The organism is Cupriavidus basilensis, assembly GCF_000832305.1.
In the GTDB taxonomy this organism is placed as follows: Bacteria; Pseudomonadota; Gammaproteobacteria; order Burkholderiales; family Burkholderiaceae; genus Cupriavidus; species Cupriavidus basilensis_F.
In genome coordinates this window covers 3,186,188-3,204,551 of the sequence record NZ_CP010536.1, presented here as the reverse complement: position 1 = coordinate 3,204,551, position 18,364 = coordinate 3,186,188, and the positions used below count along the sequence as shown (strand labels likewise).

Sequence of the window (18,364 nt, the reverse complement as noted above, 5' to 3'; positions counted from 1 at the left end):
ACGATGGCGCCACCCATGGTGGGCGTGGCAAGTGTTGTCATGGAGCGTGGCGACATTGGCTGCGCCCACCTTCCTCACCATCGGCGTGCTGCTGATGCAGGACGCGCGCAGCGATCATCCGTTCTTCTGGGCGTCGCTGATGGGGATCGTGGCGGCAGCCAATGCCGTGGCGATCCTGCGCATCAACCACCTGCACCGGCATGCCGCCTTCACCGGGCGCGCGGCACTGGCGCTGCGGTTTTCGTGCGCCGGCATGTCGGCGGGCTGCGCCATGTTCCTGGTCCTGGGCTGGGGCACTGGCGTGCTGCCGGAGATGGTGGCGCCGATGGCGGGCATGGCCGACGCGCCCGCGGTGGCGACGGCGCCGTGGAGCGCGGCGATTGCCGTGGTGTTCGGCGTTGGCTCTTTCGCGCATGCCGGCGTGCTGCATGCGTGGATCGGGTTTTGCCATGCGCAGGAGCGGTCTGGCTAGTCCATGGAATCATCGAAATTGGATGTGTCATGCACGAACTTCATGTCCAGGTGCTTCTGGTGCCACTCCACGGTTTGCTTGGCGTCGATGCAGCGGTAGGCGACGTGGTGGCTCTTGTTGATCAACATGGGAAACAAGCCTTGATTTTGGACGAGGGGGTCTCGACCGCCGCGCAAGACCCGGGTCGTGAAAGCGGAGGCCTCGGCCTTTTACAGGTTCTTAAGCGCTACCCGCACGTGCTGCTCGAACTGCTCCGGGGTTCCCAACGCATTGGCGTTGAGCAGCGCCAGCTTGACCAGGAACAACTGCGCTTTGTCCGCGCCGGCCTGGTCGATGGCCGTGGCCAAGGTGTCGTAGACGGCTTCCAGGCCGGGGATGCTTAGGGTCTTGTGGGGGGCAGTCATGGGACTCTCTCCTAATGGATCTTTACTGAGGCAGGGCGTTGGTCAGGGCGGCTTGCAGGCGCGTGGCGTCCAGCGTCAGCCAGCGCGCGCACACATGCTGGTCGGGGCGCAGCAGATAGCCCGCGCCGCTGGCCTGTACCCCGTAACGACGGCGGAAGTGACCATCGGCGTCGGCGAACGTCAGGTCGGCGCCGGCAACCGGCCCGGTAGCCCCGACGGCGACGACGCGCAAGGGCACGCCACGCTTGCGGGTAGCGGCAAACACGCGCTGCAACGCATCGGGAATGGCCTCTGCCTCGGTGAAGTACAAGAGATCGAAGCCGCCTCCCAGATGGTCGAGCAAGTAGTCGTTGGCCGCCAGGCGGATGTTCTGCGGCGGGGCGCCGTGGGCGGGGCCGTGCACGAACAGCGCGTTGTCGTCACCGGGGCAATTGAGGGCCGAATCGGTGTACTCATGGGGTCGCGAGGTGCGCCAGTGGTAGAGCGGACGCACAAACTTCTCAGTTAGCGAGAGCGACAGCACGGCATCACGCAATAGTCGGAAGCCCTCGCTCGGCGGCGCCATGAAGCGCGTGCTCTTGCCCGCCTCGTCGATGATCTCGCGCGCCGCGCCGACACGCTCGGCACTGTGGTTGGCCAGTAGCGCCCTGCCGGCCAAGCCCTTGACCACGAACGCGAGGTGCCAGGCCAGGGACTGCGCGTCCTGAAAAGCGGTGTTGGCGCCGCGCACGCCGAAGATCGGCAGCAGGTGGGCGGCATCGCCGGTAAAGATCACGCGCCCGTGCACATAGTCGGGCAGCGTCAGCGTACGGGCGGAGTAGACCGAGCACCAGTCCATTTCCCAGGGGACGCCGGCGTGGCCGATCATCGCTAGCTGGGCGTCGATGCGCGTCTTGAGCGACTCCGGCTTGAGCGCTTCTTCGGGCGTTTCGCCAGCCGGCAGCTGATAGTCGACGCGCCAGATGCCGTGCGGCTCACGGTGCATCAGAATGGTGTTGCCTGGGTTCCAGTCCGGGTCGAAGTAGGCCAGGCGCTCTGTCGGCAGTGGCAGGTCGATCTTGATGTCGGCGATCACGAAAAAGCCCTCGTAGGAAGCCCCTTCCATCTGCAGTTCCATCGCGGTCCGGATGCCGGAACGTCCGCCGTCAGCCGCGACCAGCCACTCGGTCTCCAGCGAATAGGCGCCTTCGGGCGTGTCCACCTCGACGCGCGCGAAATCGGCCTCCTGCTCGACCTTGATCACCTTGTTGCCCCAGCGAAGGTCGATCAGCGGGTTCGCCGCGCAGGCATCGAGCAGGTACTCCTCCATGTACTGCTGCTGGATGTTCAGCATCGGGAAGAATCGGTCGTCTCCGTCGTGCGGGGCCTCCATCCGGAAGACGTGCTGGCCGCGGTAATACGAATTTCCGAAGCGCCAGGGCAGGCCGTTCTCGGTCATGCGGTCGGCCACGCCGACCTGCTGCAGAATTTCCATCGACCGGCGCGTGAAGACGATGGCGCGGCTGCCCTGGGACACCTGCAGCTCCGAGGTGAGCACTACGCTGGGTACGCCATGGCGGGCCAGTTCCAGGGCGGCGACCATGCCCGCCGGACCGGAGCCAGTGACGACCACCGTCTTGCGTTCCTGCTTCGGATGAGCCGAGGGCAGCCACGGCGTGAATACCTGGTAGTCGTAGTAGATTGAAGGGCGGGCTTCGGTGGTGGGCTGATGCATGGATTTGACTCCAGTTCAATGGATTGAGGTGTGGCGTGGCGCGTCCATGTCGGCAGCCAGGCAGCGTTCCGGGTGGGCAGCGGACAGCGGGCAGTGGGCAATGGGATTCACGGTCGGGCCGTTGTTCTCAGCGTGCGCGGGATCGGCAAGACCAGGAAAATCAAACCGCCTGCGACCAGAAGGGCTGCCGCATAGAGCAGGCCCATAGTGAAGCTGTGCGTGACGTCCTTCAGCCAGCCCACGACCAGCGGATTGAGGGCGGAGCCGAGGTTGCCGGTAGCGTTGATCACCGCGATGCCCAAGGCGCGCGCGCCAAAGCTCAACGCATGGTCCGGCGTGGTCCAGAAGATCGACATTGCGGTATAGGCGCCGGTCGAGGCCAGGCACACGCCCAGCAATTGCACCGCCGGCTCCGAAGAGTATGCCGTCAGCAGCCAGCCTCCCGCCGCGCACAGCATTGGCAGCACGGTGTGCCAGCGGCGCTCCTGCGCGCGATCGGAGCGGCGGCCCCACCAGATCATGCCGATGACCGTGCATACCTGGGGAATCGCCGCCAGCAGTCCAACGGTCGTATTGCTGGCACCGTTGGCGAAGCTCTTGACGATCAGTGGCGTCCATACCGCCACCATGGCAAGGCTGTTGACCAGGCAGAAATAGGCCAGCGAAAATTTCAGCACCGTGGCCGAGGTCAGCTCCGACCACAGGCTGCGTGGCGCGTCGCCGCGCGCCTGCGCCCGCGGGTCAGTCCGGTGCTCGGCAGCCAGCATCTGCGCTAGCGTTTGCTTCTCGCCCGGCGAGAGCCAGCGCGCTTGTTCCGGCGTGTCATTGAGATAAAAGTAAACGATCAGGCCAAGCACCGCGGCCGGCAGGCCTTCAAGCAGGAACAGCCACTGCCATCCCTTCAACCCGTACAGCCCGTCCATGCCAAGGACCACGCCGGAGATTGCCGAACCAAAAGCGGCCGTGACCGGCATGGCGATCATGAACAGCGCATTGGCGCGGGCGCGGTAAGCCGCCGGGAACCAGAAGGTCAGGTACAGCAGCATGCCCGGGAGAAAGCCCGCCTCGGTGATGCCAACCAGCACGCGAAGCCAGTACAGGCTGTGCGCATCCGTGGCGAACAAGGTGGCGGTGGAAGCCAAGCCCCAGGCGACCATGATCGTTGCGATCCAGCGTCGCGCGCCGACGCGTGCCAGGATGGCATTGCTCGGTACGCCACAGGCGATGTAGGCCAGATAGAACAGGGTAGTGGCCAAGCCGAACTGGGTGCCGGTAAGACCGAGGTCCTTCATCATCGTCAGGCCGGCGAAGCCGATGTTGATGCGATCCAGGAAAGACACCACGAACAAGAGAAACAGGAACCAAAGCAGATGGCGCGACACCTTGGCGATGACGAGCCTGGCATCGGCAGCGGAGTGACTGGCGGCCGATGCCGCAGCCTTGTCTGTGGGCTGGGGGATAACGATGGGCGATCTCACGGGACTTGTCTCCTACGGCGCCGCCGTCGGCTGGATAAATAACGAAAACGACGACCGCGCATGACATGGCGTCTGGTCGACATAAGCTGCTTTTGGTGCAACGGCTAACCGTGGCGTCTTATGTATTAGTTGTGCACGCAACTAGTCTGCGCTATCGAAACCCTAAGTAATATCCGGGTTTATACTGGTTGTGCGCGCAACTAGTCACCAGAAGCATCAGATGGCGTCGGGTTCGTCCTGATAAGCCATGCCACCCCCGTTGGTTGTGTCCGCAACCACGCGGCCGTATAGTTCCTTCATCACATTTTTTGCCTTGAGAGGTACCTGTTTGTGACTGCCCGATACACGCCTGTTGCGCTCGACCGCACCTTGACACACCGCTTGCACGAACTTGCCAAGCTCACCGACCGGGTAACGCAATTGGCTTACGAAGCAGAAGTCGGTATTCCCATGCACGAGGGACGGTGTCTGGCCGCGATCGGCTCGTTCAGCCCGTTATCGGTGAACGATCTGGCGCGTCGCGCAAACCTTGACAAGGGGCAGGCGAGCCGTGCGGCACAGTCGCTGGTCGACCAAGGGCTAGTACGCAAGGAGGCGAGTGCAACCGACGGTCGCGGCGTCGTCCTGACGCCGACGGCCAAGGGAGAGCGCATGTGGCTGCGCACGATGGCCCTGATCGAGCGCCGCAATGCCGAAATCGTGTCGTGTCTCGATTCCGATGAGCAGCGGCAATTCGATCATCTGCTTGAGCGCTTGGTCTCACATGCGCGGGCGTGATTCAGCGTGAAAAAGGGGCTAACCACACGCGGCTTGGCAACGCGATTTTGGATCACGCTTCTCGCGCAGGGCAAGTAGCCGGCCTTGCCCCGTTTCCCGTGCCAGGCGTCTCGCCTTGGATGTGCATTGCCGATGCGCCGCTCGGGCGCCGCCGATGCCCTCAACGCCGGCGCAGCAGCGCCTCGAGCTCTCCGGCGGCGTGCTTGAGCGCCGGCAGGTAGTGCTGCGCCAGGTGCGCCGCATCCCGGCTGCCCAGCACCATGCTCAAGCCGAGTCCCGCCACCACCTTGCCGGACTCGGCGCGCACCGGCACCGAGATGCCGGCGAAGCCGTCCACCAGTTCGCTGATCAACGTGCAGTAGCCGTCGCTGCGCACTTGCTTGAGCGTGCGCGCCAGCGCCGTGCGCGAGCTGACCGTGAACGGGGTGAGCTTGCGCAGCTGCGCGGTGGCAAGGTAAGCCTCGAGCGCCTTGTCGTCCAGCCCGGCCAGCAGCACGCGGCCGAGCGAGTGGGCGTAGGCTGGCATGCGCCGCCCCACGCCCATGTCGACACGCAGGATCTGCGGCGGCTCCTCGCGCGCCACCAGCGCCACCGATTCACCGTCCAGCACGCCCAGCGAGCAGGTTTCCCCCGTCTGCTCGGAGAGGGCCTTGAGGTAGGGCGCGGCCAATTGCGGCAGGTTCATCGACGCAAAGTACGCGTAGCCCAGGTCCATCACGCGCGGGGTGATGGAAAAGTCCCGGCCGTCCTGCGCCACATAGCCGTTGTGCTGCAGGGTCAGCAGCAGCCGCCGCGCCGCGGCACGGGTCACGTCGAGCTGCTCCGCCACGTCCTGCATGGTAAGGCTCCCCGCGCCGGAGGCGAACAGGCGCAGCAGTGCCAGGCCATTGGTCAGCGAATCGAGCAGCTCTTCCTTTTTTTGCGGGTTGGCCGGGGGCGTTTCGGGGCTGTTCATAGCGAGAGGAGACGGAAATAGGGTGATTTTAGTGCGCTGAACGCACTTGCGCGATGCCGGCATGACTACGTATGATAGGCGGTTTGCGAACAAATGTTCGCAGAATGTGTGGTGCGGAGTGCGGTCCGGCGCAGCGCGTGCAGGCTGCACGTCGCGCCGAGAAGAACACGATGGAGACAGCCATGAAGGTCATCAGCGCGCAGCAGGCTGCTGCGCTCGTGCAATCCCGGTGGACCGTGGCCAGCGCCGGTTTCGTGGGCGCCGGCCATGCCGAGGCGGTGACGGACGCGCTCGAGCGCCGTTTCCAGGACGCCGGCATGCCGCGCGACCTGACGCTGGTGTATTCGGCGGGGCAGGGCGACCGCGGCGCGCGCGGGGTGAACCACTTCGGCAATGCGGGCATGACCGGGCGCATCGTCGGCGGGCACTGGCGCTCCGCCACGCGCCTGGCCGCGCTTGCCATGGCCGAGGCGTGCGAGGGCTACAACCTGCCGCAGGGCGTGCTGACGCACCTGTATCGTGCCATCGCCGGCGGCAAGCCCGGCGTGCTGACCAAGATCGGCCTGCACACGTTCGTGGATCCGCGCACGGCGCAGGACAGCCGCTACCACGGCGGCGCCATCAACCGCAGCGCGCAGGCGGCGATCGCCGAGGGCCGCGCGAACTGGGTCGAGGCGGTCGATTTTCGCGGTGACGAATACCTGTTCTATCCGAGCTTCCCGATCCACTGCGCGCTGATTCGCTGCACCGCCGCCGATACGCGCGGCAACCTGAGCACGCACCGCGAGGCCTTTCACCACGAACTGCTGGCGATGGCGCAGGCGGCGCACAACTCCGGCGGCATCGTGATCGCGCAGGTGGAGTCGCTGGTGGATCACCATGACAACCTGCAGGCCATCCACGTGCCCGGCATCCTGGTCGACTACGTGGTGGTGAGCGAGAACCCGGTGCATCACCAGATGACGTTCGCGGAGCCGTTCAATCCAGCCTACGTGACGCCGTGGCAAGGGGAAGCTGCCAGCACGGCCAGCGCCACCAGCGCACCGGCGCCAGCGGTGCCGGCCGTGCCCCCCGAGCTTGATGCCCGCACCATCGTGCAGCGGCGCGCGGTGCTGGAACTGGCGCGCAGGCAGCCACGCGTGGTCAACCTCGGGGTTGGCATGCCCGCCGCCGTCGGCATGCTGGCGGTGCAGGCCGGCGTTGACGGCTTCACGCTCACGGTGGAAGCCGGCCCGATCGGCGGCACGCCCGCGGATGGCCTCAGCTTTGGCGCGTCTGCCTATCCGGAAGCGATCGTCGACCAGCCGGCGCAGTTCGATTTCTATGAGGGCGGCGGCATCGATCTCGCCATCCTCGGGCTGGCCGAGCTGGACGGGCACGGCAACGTCAACGTCAGCAAGTTTGGCGAAGGCGCCGAAGCGCTGATCGCCGGTGTCGGCGGCTTCATCAATATCACGCAGAGCGCCAAGGCCGTGGTCTTCGTCGGCACGCTCACCGCCGGTGGCCTGGAGGTGCGCGCCGAGCACGGCACCCTGCGCATCGCGCGCGAAGGCCGCGTGAAAAAGATCGTGCCGCAGGTCTCGCACCTGAGTTTCAACGGCCCTTATGTGGCTTCGCTCGGCATCCCCGTGCTCTACATCACCGAGCGTGCGGTCTTTGAGATGCGCCCCGACGCCATCGGCGCGGAGCACCTGACCCTGATCGAGATCGCGCCGGGCATCGACCTGCAGCGCGATGTGCTGGACCAGTGCGCCACCGCGGTCACCGTGGCGCCCGACCTGCGCACCATGGATGCGCGATTGTTCCGCGCAGGTCCGCTGACGCTCTGAAGCGCTGAGGCGCTGCTGCGCAGCAGCCCGATAACAAACGACCGGCCATGACCGGTCATGGAGGAGGCCATCGAAGCTTTGTCCTGTCTTTCCCGTTAGTTTTTCCGGATCGCCGACGCGCGCGCGGGCTGTCAAGCCGGCACGCGTCATTGCTGGATTACGTTTCATACTTATCATGCAGAAGACAAGCCGTCGTATTTTCTCGCGCCGCCTGGGTGCGGCCATCCTGGGCGTTTCGTTGCCGCTGTGCGCGCCGCAAGCCTTCGCGCAAGCCTATCCGTCCAAGCCCATCCGCCTGGTGGTGCCGTTCCCGCCGGGCGGCCCGACCGATACCGCCGCGCGCATCATCGGCCAGAAGATGGGCGAATCGCTCAAGCAGACGGTGGTGGTGGACAACCGCCCGGGCGCTTCCGGCACGATAGGCGCGGAAGCGGTCGCCAAGAGCGCGCCGGATGGCTACACGCTGATGGTGCTGGCCACGCCCACGCTGCTGGCGCCGCACCTGATCAGCCGCAAAGGCTATGACATCTTCAAGGATTTCACGCCGATCGGTTCCGCCTACGACCTGCCCATCGTCATGGTGGTCAACCCGCAGGCCATGCCCGACGTGACCGACTTGCAGCAATACATCGCCCGCGCCAAGGCCAAGCCCGGCGCGCTTAACTACACCAGCGCCGGCAACGGCAGCTTTGGCCATCTGTCGACTGAACTACTCAAGAGCACCGGGCATTTCGACGTGCAGCACGTGCCCTACAAAGGCAGCGCGCCGGCGATCGCCGATCTGCTGGCCGGCCAGGTGCCGATGATGTTCTCCGACATGATCGCGGCGTTGCCGCACATCAAGGCCGGCAAGCTGCGCCCCATCGCCGTGGGCTCGGCCAGGCGCGTGAGCTTCACGCCCGATGTGAAGACGGTGGCGGAGCAGGGATTCCCCGGTTTCGAGGCCACCGCCTGGGGCGGCCTGCTGGCCCCCGCCGGCACGCCCAAGGATGTGATCGCCAGGTTGTCGGCCGAACTGAAGGCGGCGCTGGCTGATCCCGTGGTGCAGGAAAAGATGCTGGGCGCGGGCACGGTCGCTGCCTACCAGCCGCCTGAACAACTGGCATCGCGCATGCGCAACGACTACAAGAAGTGGGGCAAGGTGATCCAGGACAACGGCATCAAGAGCGACTGAGATCGAGGCCGGGCACCGGCAGCTTTTCGGTCAGCGCGGGCTGGTCCAGACGCTGGTGGCTGAGCCGGACGCGAAGCTGGATCGAGTGCCGGAGCCAGCCAGGAAGAGCAAGCAAAACGGGCCGCATGCAGTCGATGCATGCGGCCCGTTCTTTCGCGGGTTAGCCGTAAGCCGTAAGCCGTTAGCCGTCGGGCGGTGAGTCTGCGGTCAGTTGCCTGTGCCGCTGGCTGGTTCGATCTTCGACGTGTTGCCGGCATGGTTGGCGTGCTTCAGGGGCAAGACCTGGGCGTCGTCGTTGCCGTGCTCGGCGTGCGATGCCGTCGGCGCGTGACCGGGAGCCGGGCCGACCGCCAGGCCGGGCACCAGGCCCTGCAGCGAGCCGCCGGCCAAGCCGACTTCCTTGAGCAACGAATCGATCAACGGCGCATGTGCGCGGTAGGACAGCGCGGCGGACATCGCCTGCTCGGCGAGATTGCCGTTGCCATGTCCATTGCCGCCACCGGTGCCTGCGTCGCCGGTTGCCGCCGTGCCGCCGCGGTTGAGGCCGTCGACCTGGATGATCTTGATGCCGTCGATCGCCTTCATCGGCTCCACGCTCTGCTGGATCACGCCCGGCAGCGCCTGCAGCAGCGCCAGCTTGAACTTCAGGCTGGTCTGGTCCGACGACAGCGCGTTGATGGCGTCGTTGAGCGCGCGCTGCGCCTCGGCTTCGGCCAGGCCCTTCTTGCGTGCGGCCTCGGCCAGTTCGACGATGGCGGTGGCCTGCATCTGTGCTGCCTCGCGCTCGGCGCGCGCCTGCGTGGTGACGTGCACCGCCTGGGTCTCGGCCTCTTGCGCGGCCTCGATCAGGGCCACCTGCTTGGCCCGGTCGGCTTGCGCCGTGTGCCGTGTGGTTTCCACCATCTGCTCGGCCTTGACCGCTTCAGCCAGCGCCTCGTTGGCGCGCCCTTGCGCCTGCGACTGCGCTTCCGATTTGGCGGCGATCACGATGGCCTTTTCCTGCTCGGCGATTTCCGTCACCTTGGCCTGCTCGATGGCCGCCATCTGGGTGACGCGCTGCTGCTCGATTTCCTTGACCCGCACGTCGCGCTCGGCTTCGACCTTGCGCGTGCGCACGGCCTGCTCGCGCTGGATCTCGGACTCCTGCACCTGGCGCTCGGCGGTGATGCGGCTTTGCTCGGCCTCCTGCCTGCGCTCGGCCTCGTAGGACGCGATGCGCGCGTTCTGCTCGGCGGTGCGGGTCTTCACCTGCTGTTCCTGCTCAAGCTTCATGAACGATTCCTGCTGCTCGATCTCCAGCTTCTTGGCCAGCGCGTCGCGGTTCTTCTCGCGCACGGAGACCTCGGTGTCCTGCTCGACTTCGTTGCGTTCCTTGCGGCGGCGCTCGGTTTCCTGCGTGAGCTTGGTCAGGCCCTCGGCATCGAAGGCGTTGTTGGGGTCGAAGAACTCCTTCGAGGTCTGGTTGAAGTTGGTGAGCGACACGCTTTCCAGCTCCAGCCCGTTCTTGGTCAGGTCTTCGGCCACGGTGTTCTGCACGCCCTGCACGAACTGCTCGCGCGCGTCCTGCAGGTCCTGCATGCTCATCTGCGCCGCGGTGGAGCGCAGCGCATCGACGAATTTGTCGTCCACCAGCGCGCGCAGGCTCTCCGGCGCCAGCGTGCGCTGGCCCAGCGTTTGCGCCGCGGTGGAGACGCCTTCCACGGTAGGCTTGACGCGCACGAAGAACGCCACCACCACATCCACCCGCATGCGGTCCTTGGTGATCAGGCTGTCGCGTGAGGCGCGGCTGACCTCCAGCTTGAGCGTGTTCATGTTGATCGGGATGATTTCATGGAACACCGGCAGCACGATGGCGCCGCCGCTCATGATCACCTTTTGCCCGCCCAGCCCGGTACGCACGAAGGCGCGCTCGGCCGATGCGCGCGTGTACAGGCGCGAGAAGATCAGGCCGATGATGCACAGGCCGAGCACGCCGGCCAGGCCGATGACACCCCAGAAGATGATGGAATCCATATTGGTTCTGATACTCCGTTGGAATTTGAAAGAAATACCGCGGACGGCTTGCGTGCGCGAGTGGCCTACAGCAGGTCGGGCCGTGGGTTGACGATGGCGCGATACAAGGTGCCCGAGATGCGCGCGACGATCAGTACGGCTTCGCCGCGCGGAAAACGCTGGCCCGGCTCGTCCGGCTCGACGCGCAGGTAGTGGGCCTGGCCGTGTTCATCGACCAGGCGCGCTTGCGCCGGATTGCCGGCCGAGGCCTCGCCGAGCGTGACCTGGGCAACGCGCCCGACGAAGTCGAGCTCGGAGATGGCGGAGGATTCATCCTGCGGAAAATAGCGAGCCACCACGCCGCCGGTGGCGCGCACGAAGGGCAGTGCGCCCAGCGTGGCGAGCACCAGCGCGAGCGCCGTGGGCAGCAGGTGGCCGGCCACGGCAGCGATCACCCATTGGAGCGCCAGGCCGACGATGGCGAAGCCCGTCAGGAACAGCACCACCAGCATCAGCAGCGGCACGCGGCCCACGTGCAGCCAGCCGAGGAACTGGCCGATGGCGCTGGCATCGGCCGCGCTGGCGTCGGTGTGGTCCAGCGCGAAATGCGTGACCAGGAAGCTGTCGGCCTGCTGCGACAGGGCGAGGCCAAGCAGCAGGGCCAGCGCCTCCAGCACGCCGATGACTACCATCAAGCCAATCGCCACCACGAACGGGGCATTGCCCGGCAATAACAGCTGATTCATTTCGGCTTTCTTGTTGTGCTGAAGCGGTCGGGATCGGCAGAGCCGGTGTTTGGCGTGCGCCGCTCAGGAGCGCGTCGCGCCACGTGCGGCCTTCAGGCGCTCGAGGCGTTCGTTAATGCGCTGTTCCTTGTGCAGCGTCTCCAGCCGCTTGAGCAAGGAGGCATCGGCGCCGGAGCTGCCGGCGCTGAGTCCGGCCACGCCGGTGGCGCTGGTCATGGCGCGGTTGAAGCCTTGCTCGAGTTGTTCGGCACGCACGCCGGCGCCTGGCGCGGCGCCAACGCTGGCGCTAGCGCGCTCGGCGGCACCCCGCGCGGCCACCATGCCGGCCAGCGCCTGCTCCATCTCGGCGCGCTTGGTGCGCAGGCCAAGCAGGTCGGCCTCGGTTGCGGCGGACTTTTCAACGGCTTCGCGCAGGCTGCCGTTGAGCGTGCCGAGCTGGTCCTCGAGGTCGATCTGGCGCTCGGTGCCCGCGCGCGCCGCGGCGTCGTCGCCGTGGCTGAGCGCCACCATGACTTGTTCGTCGAGCCGCTCGATCTCGTTGTCGAGCCGTGCGATGGCCTTGGCGGCCTGGTGCCTGGCCGCCTCGTGCTGGCCCAGCCCGACCCGCGCCTGCGCGATCACCTCGTCAAACTCGCGCAGGTACTGCTCCAGCACGGCTTGCGGCGCGCGCGCCTCCAGCGAGCTGACCAATGCGTGCACATTGGCGGTCAGCAGTCGTTTCACACGGTTACCCAAGCCTTCTGTCGTCATGGTGTGTTTCCTTGGTGCATCGATAAGACGCCGCCTGGGCGGCGATGGCGTAACACAGGAAATCTCGATCTTAGGTGGTTTTTTGTCCACTAATGATCGTTTTTGTCATTTTTAACACTAATTTAACGCTAGCGGTGTGCGGGCGGTCGGTGAGGCGGGGGCGTAGGGCGGCGCGCGTCGGGTGACCCCCGGGCGCAACTGGCCCGGCGGCACGCGCATGGCACGGGCGGTGATGCGCGGCTCCAGCTCGCGGTGACATGAAGTTGAAATCCGCCGCGCCGAAACTGGCGTAGCCGCCACACCCGCACTACCCTTAAACGGGCCGCTGATGCTACAATCTAAGTCTTTGATTTACATGAGCTATTGATCGCGCGGCGGAATTGCCCGCAGAGGCACGGACAGACGACGGCTTGCGGTGGCGTGCGGCAACACAGCGCGCCCCATGCGGCCGGCCCCTAAATCCATGCGCAGATCTCCCCCGCTCGGTTCAAGACGCGTGTCCGTTGGCGCCGGGTTCGCCTCCTGCAAGACACGGAAACCATGACGACTACGACCACTGACCAGACCACCCCCGAGATCACCTTCGACAGCTTCGGGCTGGATGCGCGCATCCAGCGCGCGCTGTCCGAGCAGGGCTACACCAAGCCCACTCCCATCCAGGAGCAGGCGATTCCCGTGGTGCTGCTGGGCAAGGACGTGATGGGCGCCGCCCAGACCGGCACCGGCAAGACCGCCGGCTTTGCGTTGCCGATCATCCAGCGCCTCTTGCCGCTGGCCAGCGCCAGCGCCTCGCCGGCGCGCCATCCGGTGCGCGCCCTGATGCTCACCCCCACCCGCGAACTGGCCGACCAGGTCTACGACAACGTGGCCCGCTACGCGCGCTTCACGGACCTGCGCAGCACGGTGGTGTTCGGTGGGGTGGACATGAACCCGCAGACCGAGGCCCTGCGCCGCGGCGTGGAAATCCTGGTGGCGACCCCGGGCCGGCTGCTCGATCACGTGCAGCAAAAATCGGTGAACCTGTCGCAAGTGCAGATGCTGGTGCTGGACGAGGCCGACCGCATGCTCGACATGGGTTTCCTGCCCGACCTGCAGCGCATCATCAACCTGCTGCCGGCACAGCGCCAGACGCTGCTGTTCTCGGCCACCTTCTCGAGTGAAATCAAGCGGCTGGCCGCCAGCTACCTGCGCCAGCCGGTCACCATCGAAGTGGCGCGCAGCAACTCGGCCAACGAAAACGTGCGCCAGACCGTGTTCCAGGTCGAAGACGGCCACAAGCAGGCCGCCGTGGTGCACCTGCTGAAGAAGCGCGCGGCCGAAGGCCTGTCGCGCCAGTGCATCGTCTTCGTCAACAGCAAGATCGGCTGCTCGCGCCTGGCGCGCCACCTGGAGCGCGAGGGCATCAACGCCGCCGCCATCCACGGTGACAAGACCCAGACCGAGCGCATGCAGACGCTGGATGGCTTCAAGCAAGGCAATATCGACGCGCTGGTCGCCACCGACGTGGCGGCGCGCGGCCTCGACATTCCCGACATGCCCTGCGTGATCAACTTCGACCTGCCGTTCAGTGCCGAAGACTACGTCCACCGCATCGGCCGTACCGGCCGAGCCGGCGCCAGCGGCGATGCCCTGTCGATCTACGTGCCGGCCGATGAGCGCCTGCTGGTCGATATCGAAAAGCTGCTCAAGCGCAGCCTGCCGCGTACGCCGCTGGACGGCTTCGACCCCACCGGCGCCGGCGCCCGCGCTGACGAGAACGACCGTCGCCGTGCCCGCACCGAAGTGCGCCGCCCGCGCGCCAATGGCGACGGCGACGAGCCGCGTGCGCGCCGCAACGATCCGGCCAGCTCGCGCAACGCGTTCCGAGCGTCCGACGATTCCTTCTTCTCGCGTCCTTACGAGCCGAGCGCCGCGGCGATTGCCGCACAGCCCGACGTGACGGACAACGGTGCCGCCGCCTTTGGCCGCGGCCGTCCGGCGCCCAAGCGGCAGCTGGCGGCGCTGCTGGGCGGCGTGCCGCGCAAGTCCTGAGCGCCGCGGCGCGGCACCGCGTGTAGCGGATCGCTGCCGCCGCAGTCAACAAGAGAGGCGCCTTCGGGCGCCTCTCTTGCTTTGGGCTTCATGCCATTCTGGGGGGCGTCGTCGCTTCGCGGTGCGCCTGGGCGGGCAGGCGTTCCAGCAAGGCCGCCCAGCCGGCCGTGGCGTCGCTCAGCCAGCTCTGCACCGATTGCGCCGCGCTCGCCAGTCCCAGGTGCGCGCCGGCCGTGCGCAGCGCCGCCAGCGGATCGAGGTCGTCGATGGCCTGCGCGCCGCTTTGCTTGCTGAGCTTCTCGCCCAGCGCGTTGGTCACCACCGGCACATGCAGGTACGACGGCGTGGGCAGCCCCAGCAGATGTTGCAGGTGGATCTGCCGCGGCGTGGAGTCGAGCAGGTCGGCGCCACGCACGATATGCGTGATGCCCTGGTGCCCATCGTCGACCACGACTGCCAGCTGGTAGGCCCACAAGCCATCGGCACGGCGCAGCACGAAGTCGCCGAGCTCGGTTGCGAGGTCCTGGCATTGCCGGCCTTGCCAGCGGTCGTCGAAGCAGATCAGCGCGGCGTCGCCGTCTGGAACCCGCACCCGCCAGGCGCGGGGCGGCTTGCCATGCAGGCCGTCGCGGCAGGTGCCGGGATACCCGAGCGTCTGGTGGCGCTCGCGCGCATGCAGCAGCGAGTCGGCGATTTCCTTGCGTGAGCATCCGCAGGGATAAGTCCAGTGGTCGGCATCGAGCTGGCGCAGCGCCTCGGCGTACAGCGCTTCGCGCCGGCTCTGCCATTGCGGCGGCTCGTCCGGATGCAGGCCGAGCCGCGCCAGGGCCCGCAGGATCTGCTGGTCCGCGCCGCGCACGCAGCGTGGATAGTCGATGTCCTCGATGCGCACCAGCCAGCTGCCAAGATGGGCGCGTGCGTCGAGCCAGCTGGCCAGCGCGGTGACCAGCGAGCCCATGTGCAACGGGCCGGTGGGGGAGGGCGCAAAGCGGCCCCGGTAGCTGGGCGCCAGGCTCGGGCGGGTAGGCATGGCAAAAGCAGGTGTTAGACGGTGATGGGTCCGGCGATTGGTCTGGTGCTTAGTCGGGCTGGCCCGGCTGCTGCTGGAGCAGGGCTTGCGCCAGGCGCGGGTCATCCAGCTTGTTGGCCCACCATTGCAGCGCCTTGCCGCGCGTGCTGGTGCGCCAGGCCACCTTGAAATTGCCGGGGGCGCGCACCTCCAGGGTCTCGCGTGCCTGCAGCACGCCGCTTTCGATAAAGGGCTGCGCCATGGGCGCCGGCAGCCAGCCGCAGCCCAGGCCGCGGATCTGGGCTTCGAGCTTGTCGCGCATGGTGGGCACCACCAGCACGTCCTGCCCGGCGAGCACGCCATGGGTGCGGGCCGGCAGGTTGCGCGAGGTATCGCCGACGGCCACGATGCGGTGCTTGGCGATCTGCAGGGTGGTCAGCGGGCCGGGCTCGGTCGCCAGCGGATGATGCGCGGCCACCGCGAAGACAAAGGGCATGGAACCCAGCGGGCGCACCTGGAAGCCCTGGGTGCTCGGCGCATCGTAGGCGCCGCCGATCACCAGGTCGGCGCGGCTGCTGACCAGCGCATCCCATGCGCCACCCAGCACTTCCTTGGCAAAGCGCAGTCGGGTGGCATTGTTCTCGGCATAGAAGTCCTGGATGACCGGCAGCAGGGCGCGGAAATTGATCAGGTCGTCGACCACGATGGTCAGCGTGGCTTCCCAGCCGGTGGCCAGCCGCTTGACGCGGCGGGCCAGGTCGTCGGCGGCGTGCAGCAGGTGGCGGCCTTCGTCCAGCAAGGCGCGCCCGGCGGGCGTGAGTTCGGCGCGGTGGCGGCGTCGGTCGAACAGCAGCACGTCCAGGTCTTCCTCCAGCTTGCGCACCACATAGGTGAGTGCGGAGGGCACTTTGCCCATCTCGTGCGCAGCGGCGGCAAAGCTGCCCTTGCGCTCGATGGCGTCAAGAACTTCCAGGGATTCGAGAGAGAGTGCCATGTTCAGAATTTCTGAATGAATGCTTCTAAGATCGGTCCGCCAAATATACGCCTGCCCCCCTAAACTGCCTAGCATCGAAACGTTGCGCAAGGCCAGGACTAGGATTAACCCAGCTCCTGCGCCGATGTGGCCTGAAGGAGGGCCGTCAAAATGATTGAAATCAGAAAGGCGGGTGAACGTGGTTATGCCGATCATGGCTGGCTCAAGTCGTACCATACGTTTTCCTTCGCGGACTACTACGATCCCAAGCACGTCCAGTTCGGCCCGCTGCGCGTCATCAACGAAGACCGTGTAGCGCCGGGCATGGGTTTTGGCACCCATGGCCACCGCGACATGGAGATCATCAGCTATGTGCTGGAAGGCGAATTGGCCCACAAGGACAGCATGGGCAACGGCAGCGTGATCCGCCCCGGCGACGTGCAGCGCATGAGCGCGGGCACTGGCGTGCGGCACTCGGAGTACAACCACGCCGCACACGACACCACGCACTTCCTGCAGATCTGGATCCTGCCGGAGAAGTCCGACCTTGAACCCGGCTACGAGGAAAAGCACTTTCCGGCGGCCGACAAGCGCGGCCGGCTGCGCCTGGTGGGCAGCCGCGACGGCGCCGAGGGCTCGGTGGTGATCCATCAGGACATGCGCCTGTATGCCGGCTTGTTTGACGCAGACGAGTCCGCCACGCTGGCGCTGGCGCCCGGGCGCCGCGCCTACGTGCATGTGGCGCGTGGCCGCGTCACCGTCAATGGCAAGGCGCTGGAAGCGGGCGATGCCGCACAGCTGGAAGGCGCCGAGGCCGTGACCCTGGCGCACGGCGATGGTGCCGAAGTGCTGGTGTTTGACCTGCCCTGAGGCGTTGCTTCGGCAGCCCGCAGCCCGCCCGCTTTGCCGGCGGGCTGCGGTGCTTTGTCTGGGCGGGTTTGCCGTATGCTATCGTCTCGTTATAGATAAGCGATCAGCCCGGCACACGCGCCGCCTGATGCGCCCTGGCCATCGACACCCAGACCAGAGATGACATTTGTATCCGTTCTCCTCGCGCTGATCGCCGAGCAGTTCCGCGCCCTGGGCCGCAACAATCCGATCTACGACATCGTGCGCGTTCTTGCCGAGCGCGCCGAGCATGCCTTTGACACCGGGCGCCCGCGCGATACCGCGCTGGCCTGGTTCACGGTGGTGCTGCCGCTCACGCTGACCGCCATGGTGGTGCATTACCTGCTGGCCTCCATCAGCGTGGCGCTCACGCTGGCGTGGAATGTCCTGCTGCTCTACCTCACCCTGGGTTTCCGGCAGTTCAGCCACTTCTTCACCGATATCCACGAGGCGCTCAACCGCGACGACCTGCCGCGCGCCCGCGCGCTGCTGCACCAGTGGACCGGTCTCGAAACCATTGAAATGCCGGTCACGGAAATCGTCCGGCATACCCTGGAAGCCGCCATTGTGGCCGTGCACCGGCATGTGTTCGGGGTGTTTTTCTGGTTCCTGGTGCCGATCGGCCCGGGCGGCGTGGTCCTGTACCGCATCGCCGAGTACCTTGCGCGCCACTGGAATATCCCCTCCACGGACCGCAGCCCCGCGCTGGGCCGCTTTGCCGCGCGTGCCTTCTACCTGCTGGACTGGATTCCCTCGCGGCTGACCTCGGTCGGCTTTGCCATCGTCGGCAATTTCGAGGACGCGGTCTATGCGTGGCGTAACCATGCGCGCAAGTGGAACGATGCCGTCAACGGCATCCTGCTTGCCAGCGGCGGTGGTGCGCTTGGCGTGCGCCTGGGGGTGCCGCTGGCGGAAGAGAGCACTGCCGTGGTGCTGCGCACCAGCCTGGCCGGCCCGGCGGTGGACTATGCACCGGGCATGGAAGACGATAGCGAGCCGGAGGCGGTCGCGCCGGAATTCGGGGTGGAGCCCAACGTGCGTACGCTGCAATCGGCCATCGGCCTGGTGTGGCGTGCCGTCGTGCTGTGGATGCTGCTGCTGGCGATGTTGTCGCTGGCGCTCTGGGTGGGCTGAGCCAACTCCGCCGTACCCGTTGGCCGTTGACCATCGAC

General features: G+C 66.5%; 16 protein-coding genes and 1 pseudogene. 7 read left to right on the top strand and 10 right to left on the bottom strand.

Going from position 1 to position 18,364, the window contains the following annotated elements; genetic code table 11:
• Positions 1-55: 55 nt before the first annotated feature.
• Positions 56-472 (top strand): hypothetical protein, encoded by a 417-nt coding sequence (locus tag RR42_RS14865; protein WP_052494636.1) that lies wholly within the window; start codon positions 56-58, stop codon positions 470-472.
• 32 nt (positions 473-504) lie between these two features.
• On the opposite strand, the pseudogene RR42_RS38615 reads toward RR42_RS14865, so the two are convergent.
• The 4 genes and pseudogenes from RR42_RS38615 to RR42_RS14850 all read right to left on the bottom strand — a co-directional run.
• A pseudogene (locus RR42_RS38615) lies at positions 505-600 on the bottom strand (VOC family protein); the annotation flags it as partial.
• Positions 601-681: 81 nt separating this feature from the next.
• Complete coding sequence (locus RR42_RS14860; protein ID WP_043348245.1) at positions 682-876, bottom strand: hypothetical protein; 195 nt, start codon at positions 874-876, stop codon at positions 682-684.
• Between the two features lie 22 nt (positions 877-898).
• Positions 899-2,590 (bottom strand): FAD-dependent monooxygenase, encoded by a 1,692-nt coding sequence (locus RR42_RS14855; protein WP_043348243.1) that lies wholly within the window; start codon positions 2,588-2,590, stop codon positions 899-901.
• A 107-nt stretch (positions 2,591-2,697) separates the two neighbouring features.
• Positions 2,698-4,068, bottom strand: a complete 1,371-nt coding sequence (locus RR42_RS14850) for an MFS transporter (protein WP_236701916.1) — start codon at positions 4,066-4,068, stop codon at positions 2,698-2,700.
• A 381-nt stretch (positions 4,069-4,449) separates the two neighbouring features.
• Between RR42_RS14850 and RR42_RS14845 the strand changes: the two genes are divergently transcribed.
• Positions 4,450-4,845 carry a MarR family winged helix-turn-helix transcriptional regulator gene (locus RR42_RS14845; RefSeq protein ID WP_330218481.1) on the top strand — a complete coding sequence of 132 codons (396 nt, stop codon included), beginning with the start codon at positions 4,450-4,452 and terminating at the stop codon, positions 4,843-4,845.
• 160 nt (positions 4,846-5,005) lie between these two features.
• On the opposite strand, the gene RR42_RS14840 is transcribed toward RR42_RS14845, so the two are convergent.
• A complete protein-coding gene (locus tag RR42_RS14840) occupies positions 5,006-5,800 on the bottom strand; it encodes an IclR family transcriptional regulator domain-containing protein (protein ID WP_043348237.1) in 795 nt (264 codons plus the stop codon).
• A 182-nt stretch (positions 5,801-5,982) separates the two neighbouring features.
• Between RR42_RS14840 and RR42_RS14835 the strand changes: the two genes are divergently transcribed.
• The gene (locus RR42_RS14835) at positions 5,983-7,629 is read left to right on the top strand and encodes an acyl CoA:acetate/3-ketoacid CoA transferase (protein ID WP_043348234.1); all 1,647 of its coding nucleotides are present in this window, start codon (positions 5,983-5,985) and stop codon (positions 7,627-7,629) included.
• A gap of 175 nt (positions 7,630-7,804) precedes the next feature.
• Positions 7,805-8,803 carry a Bug family tripartite tricarboxylate transporter substrate binding protein gene (locus tag RR42_RS14830; protein ID WP_043348231.1) on the top strand — a complete coding sequence of 333 codons (999 nt, stop codon included), beginning with the start codon at positions 7,805-7,807 and terminating at the stop codon, positions 8,801-8,803.
• A 207-nt stretch (positions 8,804-9,010) separates the two neighbouring features.
• Here the strand turns inward: RR42_RS14830 and RR42_RS14825 are convergent, their stop codons facing one another.
• From RR42_RS14825 to RR42_RS14815, 3 genes are all read right to left on the bottom strand, one after another.
• Complete coding sequence (locus RR42_RS14825) at positions 9,011-10,816, bottom strand: flotillin family protein (RefSeq protein ID WP_043348229.1); 1,806 nt, start codon at positions 10,814-10,816, stop codon at positions 9,011-9,013.
• Positions 10,817-10,881: 65 nt separating this feature from the next.
• Positions 10,882-11,541 (bottom strand): YqiJ family protein, encoded by a 660-nt coding sequence (locus RR42_RS14820; RefSeq protein ID WP_043348226.1) that lies wholly within the window; start codon positions 11,539-11,541, stop codon positions 10,882-10,884.
• A gap of 63 nt (positions 11,542-11,604) precedes the next feature.
• Entirely contained in the window at positions 11,605-12,291 is a 687-nt protein-coding gene (locus RR42_RS14815) for a PspA/IM30 family protein (protein WP_043348224.1), read from the bottom strand.
• Positions 12,292-12,831: 540 nt separating this feature from the next.
• On the opposite strand from RR42_RS14815, the gene RR42_RS14810 reads away from it, so the two are divergent.
• Entirely contained in the window at positions 12,832-14,322 is a 1,491-nt protein-coding gene (locus RR42_RS14810) for a DEAD/DEAH box helicase (RefSeq protein ID WP_043348221.1), read from the top strand.
• 88 nt (positions 14,323-14,410) lie between these two features.
• Here RR42_RS14810 and gluQRS read toward each other — a convergent pair whose 3' ends face one another.
• Positions 14,411-15,352, bottom strand: coding sequence for a tRNA glutamyl-Q(34) synthetase GluQRS (gene gluQRS / locus RR42_RS14805; RefSeq protein WP_043348217.1), 942 nt, complete (start codon positions 15,350-15,352; stop codon positions 14,411-14,413).
• A gap of 49 nt (positions 15,353-15,401) precedes the next feature.
• Complete coding sequence (locus tag RR42_RS14800) at positions 15,402-16,325, bottom strand: LysR family transcriptional regulator (RefSeq protein ID WP_043348213.1); 924 nt, start codon at positions 16,323-16,325, stop codon at positions 15,402-15,404.
• Between the two features lie 150 nt (positions 16,326-16,475).
• Between RR42_RS14800 and RR42_RS14795 the strand changes: the two genes are divergently transcribed.
• Both RR42_RS14795 and RR42_RS14790 read left to right on the top strand, forming a co-directional pair.
• A complete protein-coding gene (locus RR42_RS14795; protein ID WP_043348210.1) occupies positions 16,476-17,174 on the top strand; it encodes a pirin family protein in 699 nt (232 codons plus the stop codon).
• Positions 17,175-17,333: 159 nt separating this feature from the next.
• Complete coding sequence (locus RR42_RS14790) at positions 17,334-18,326, top strand: CobD/CbiB family protein (protein ID WP_043348206.1); 993 nt, start codon at positions 17,334-17,336, stop codon at positions 18,324-18,326.
• Positions 18,327-18,364: the final 38 nt, after the last annotated feature.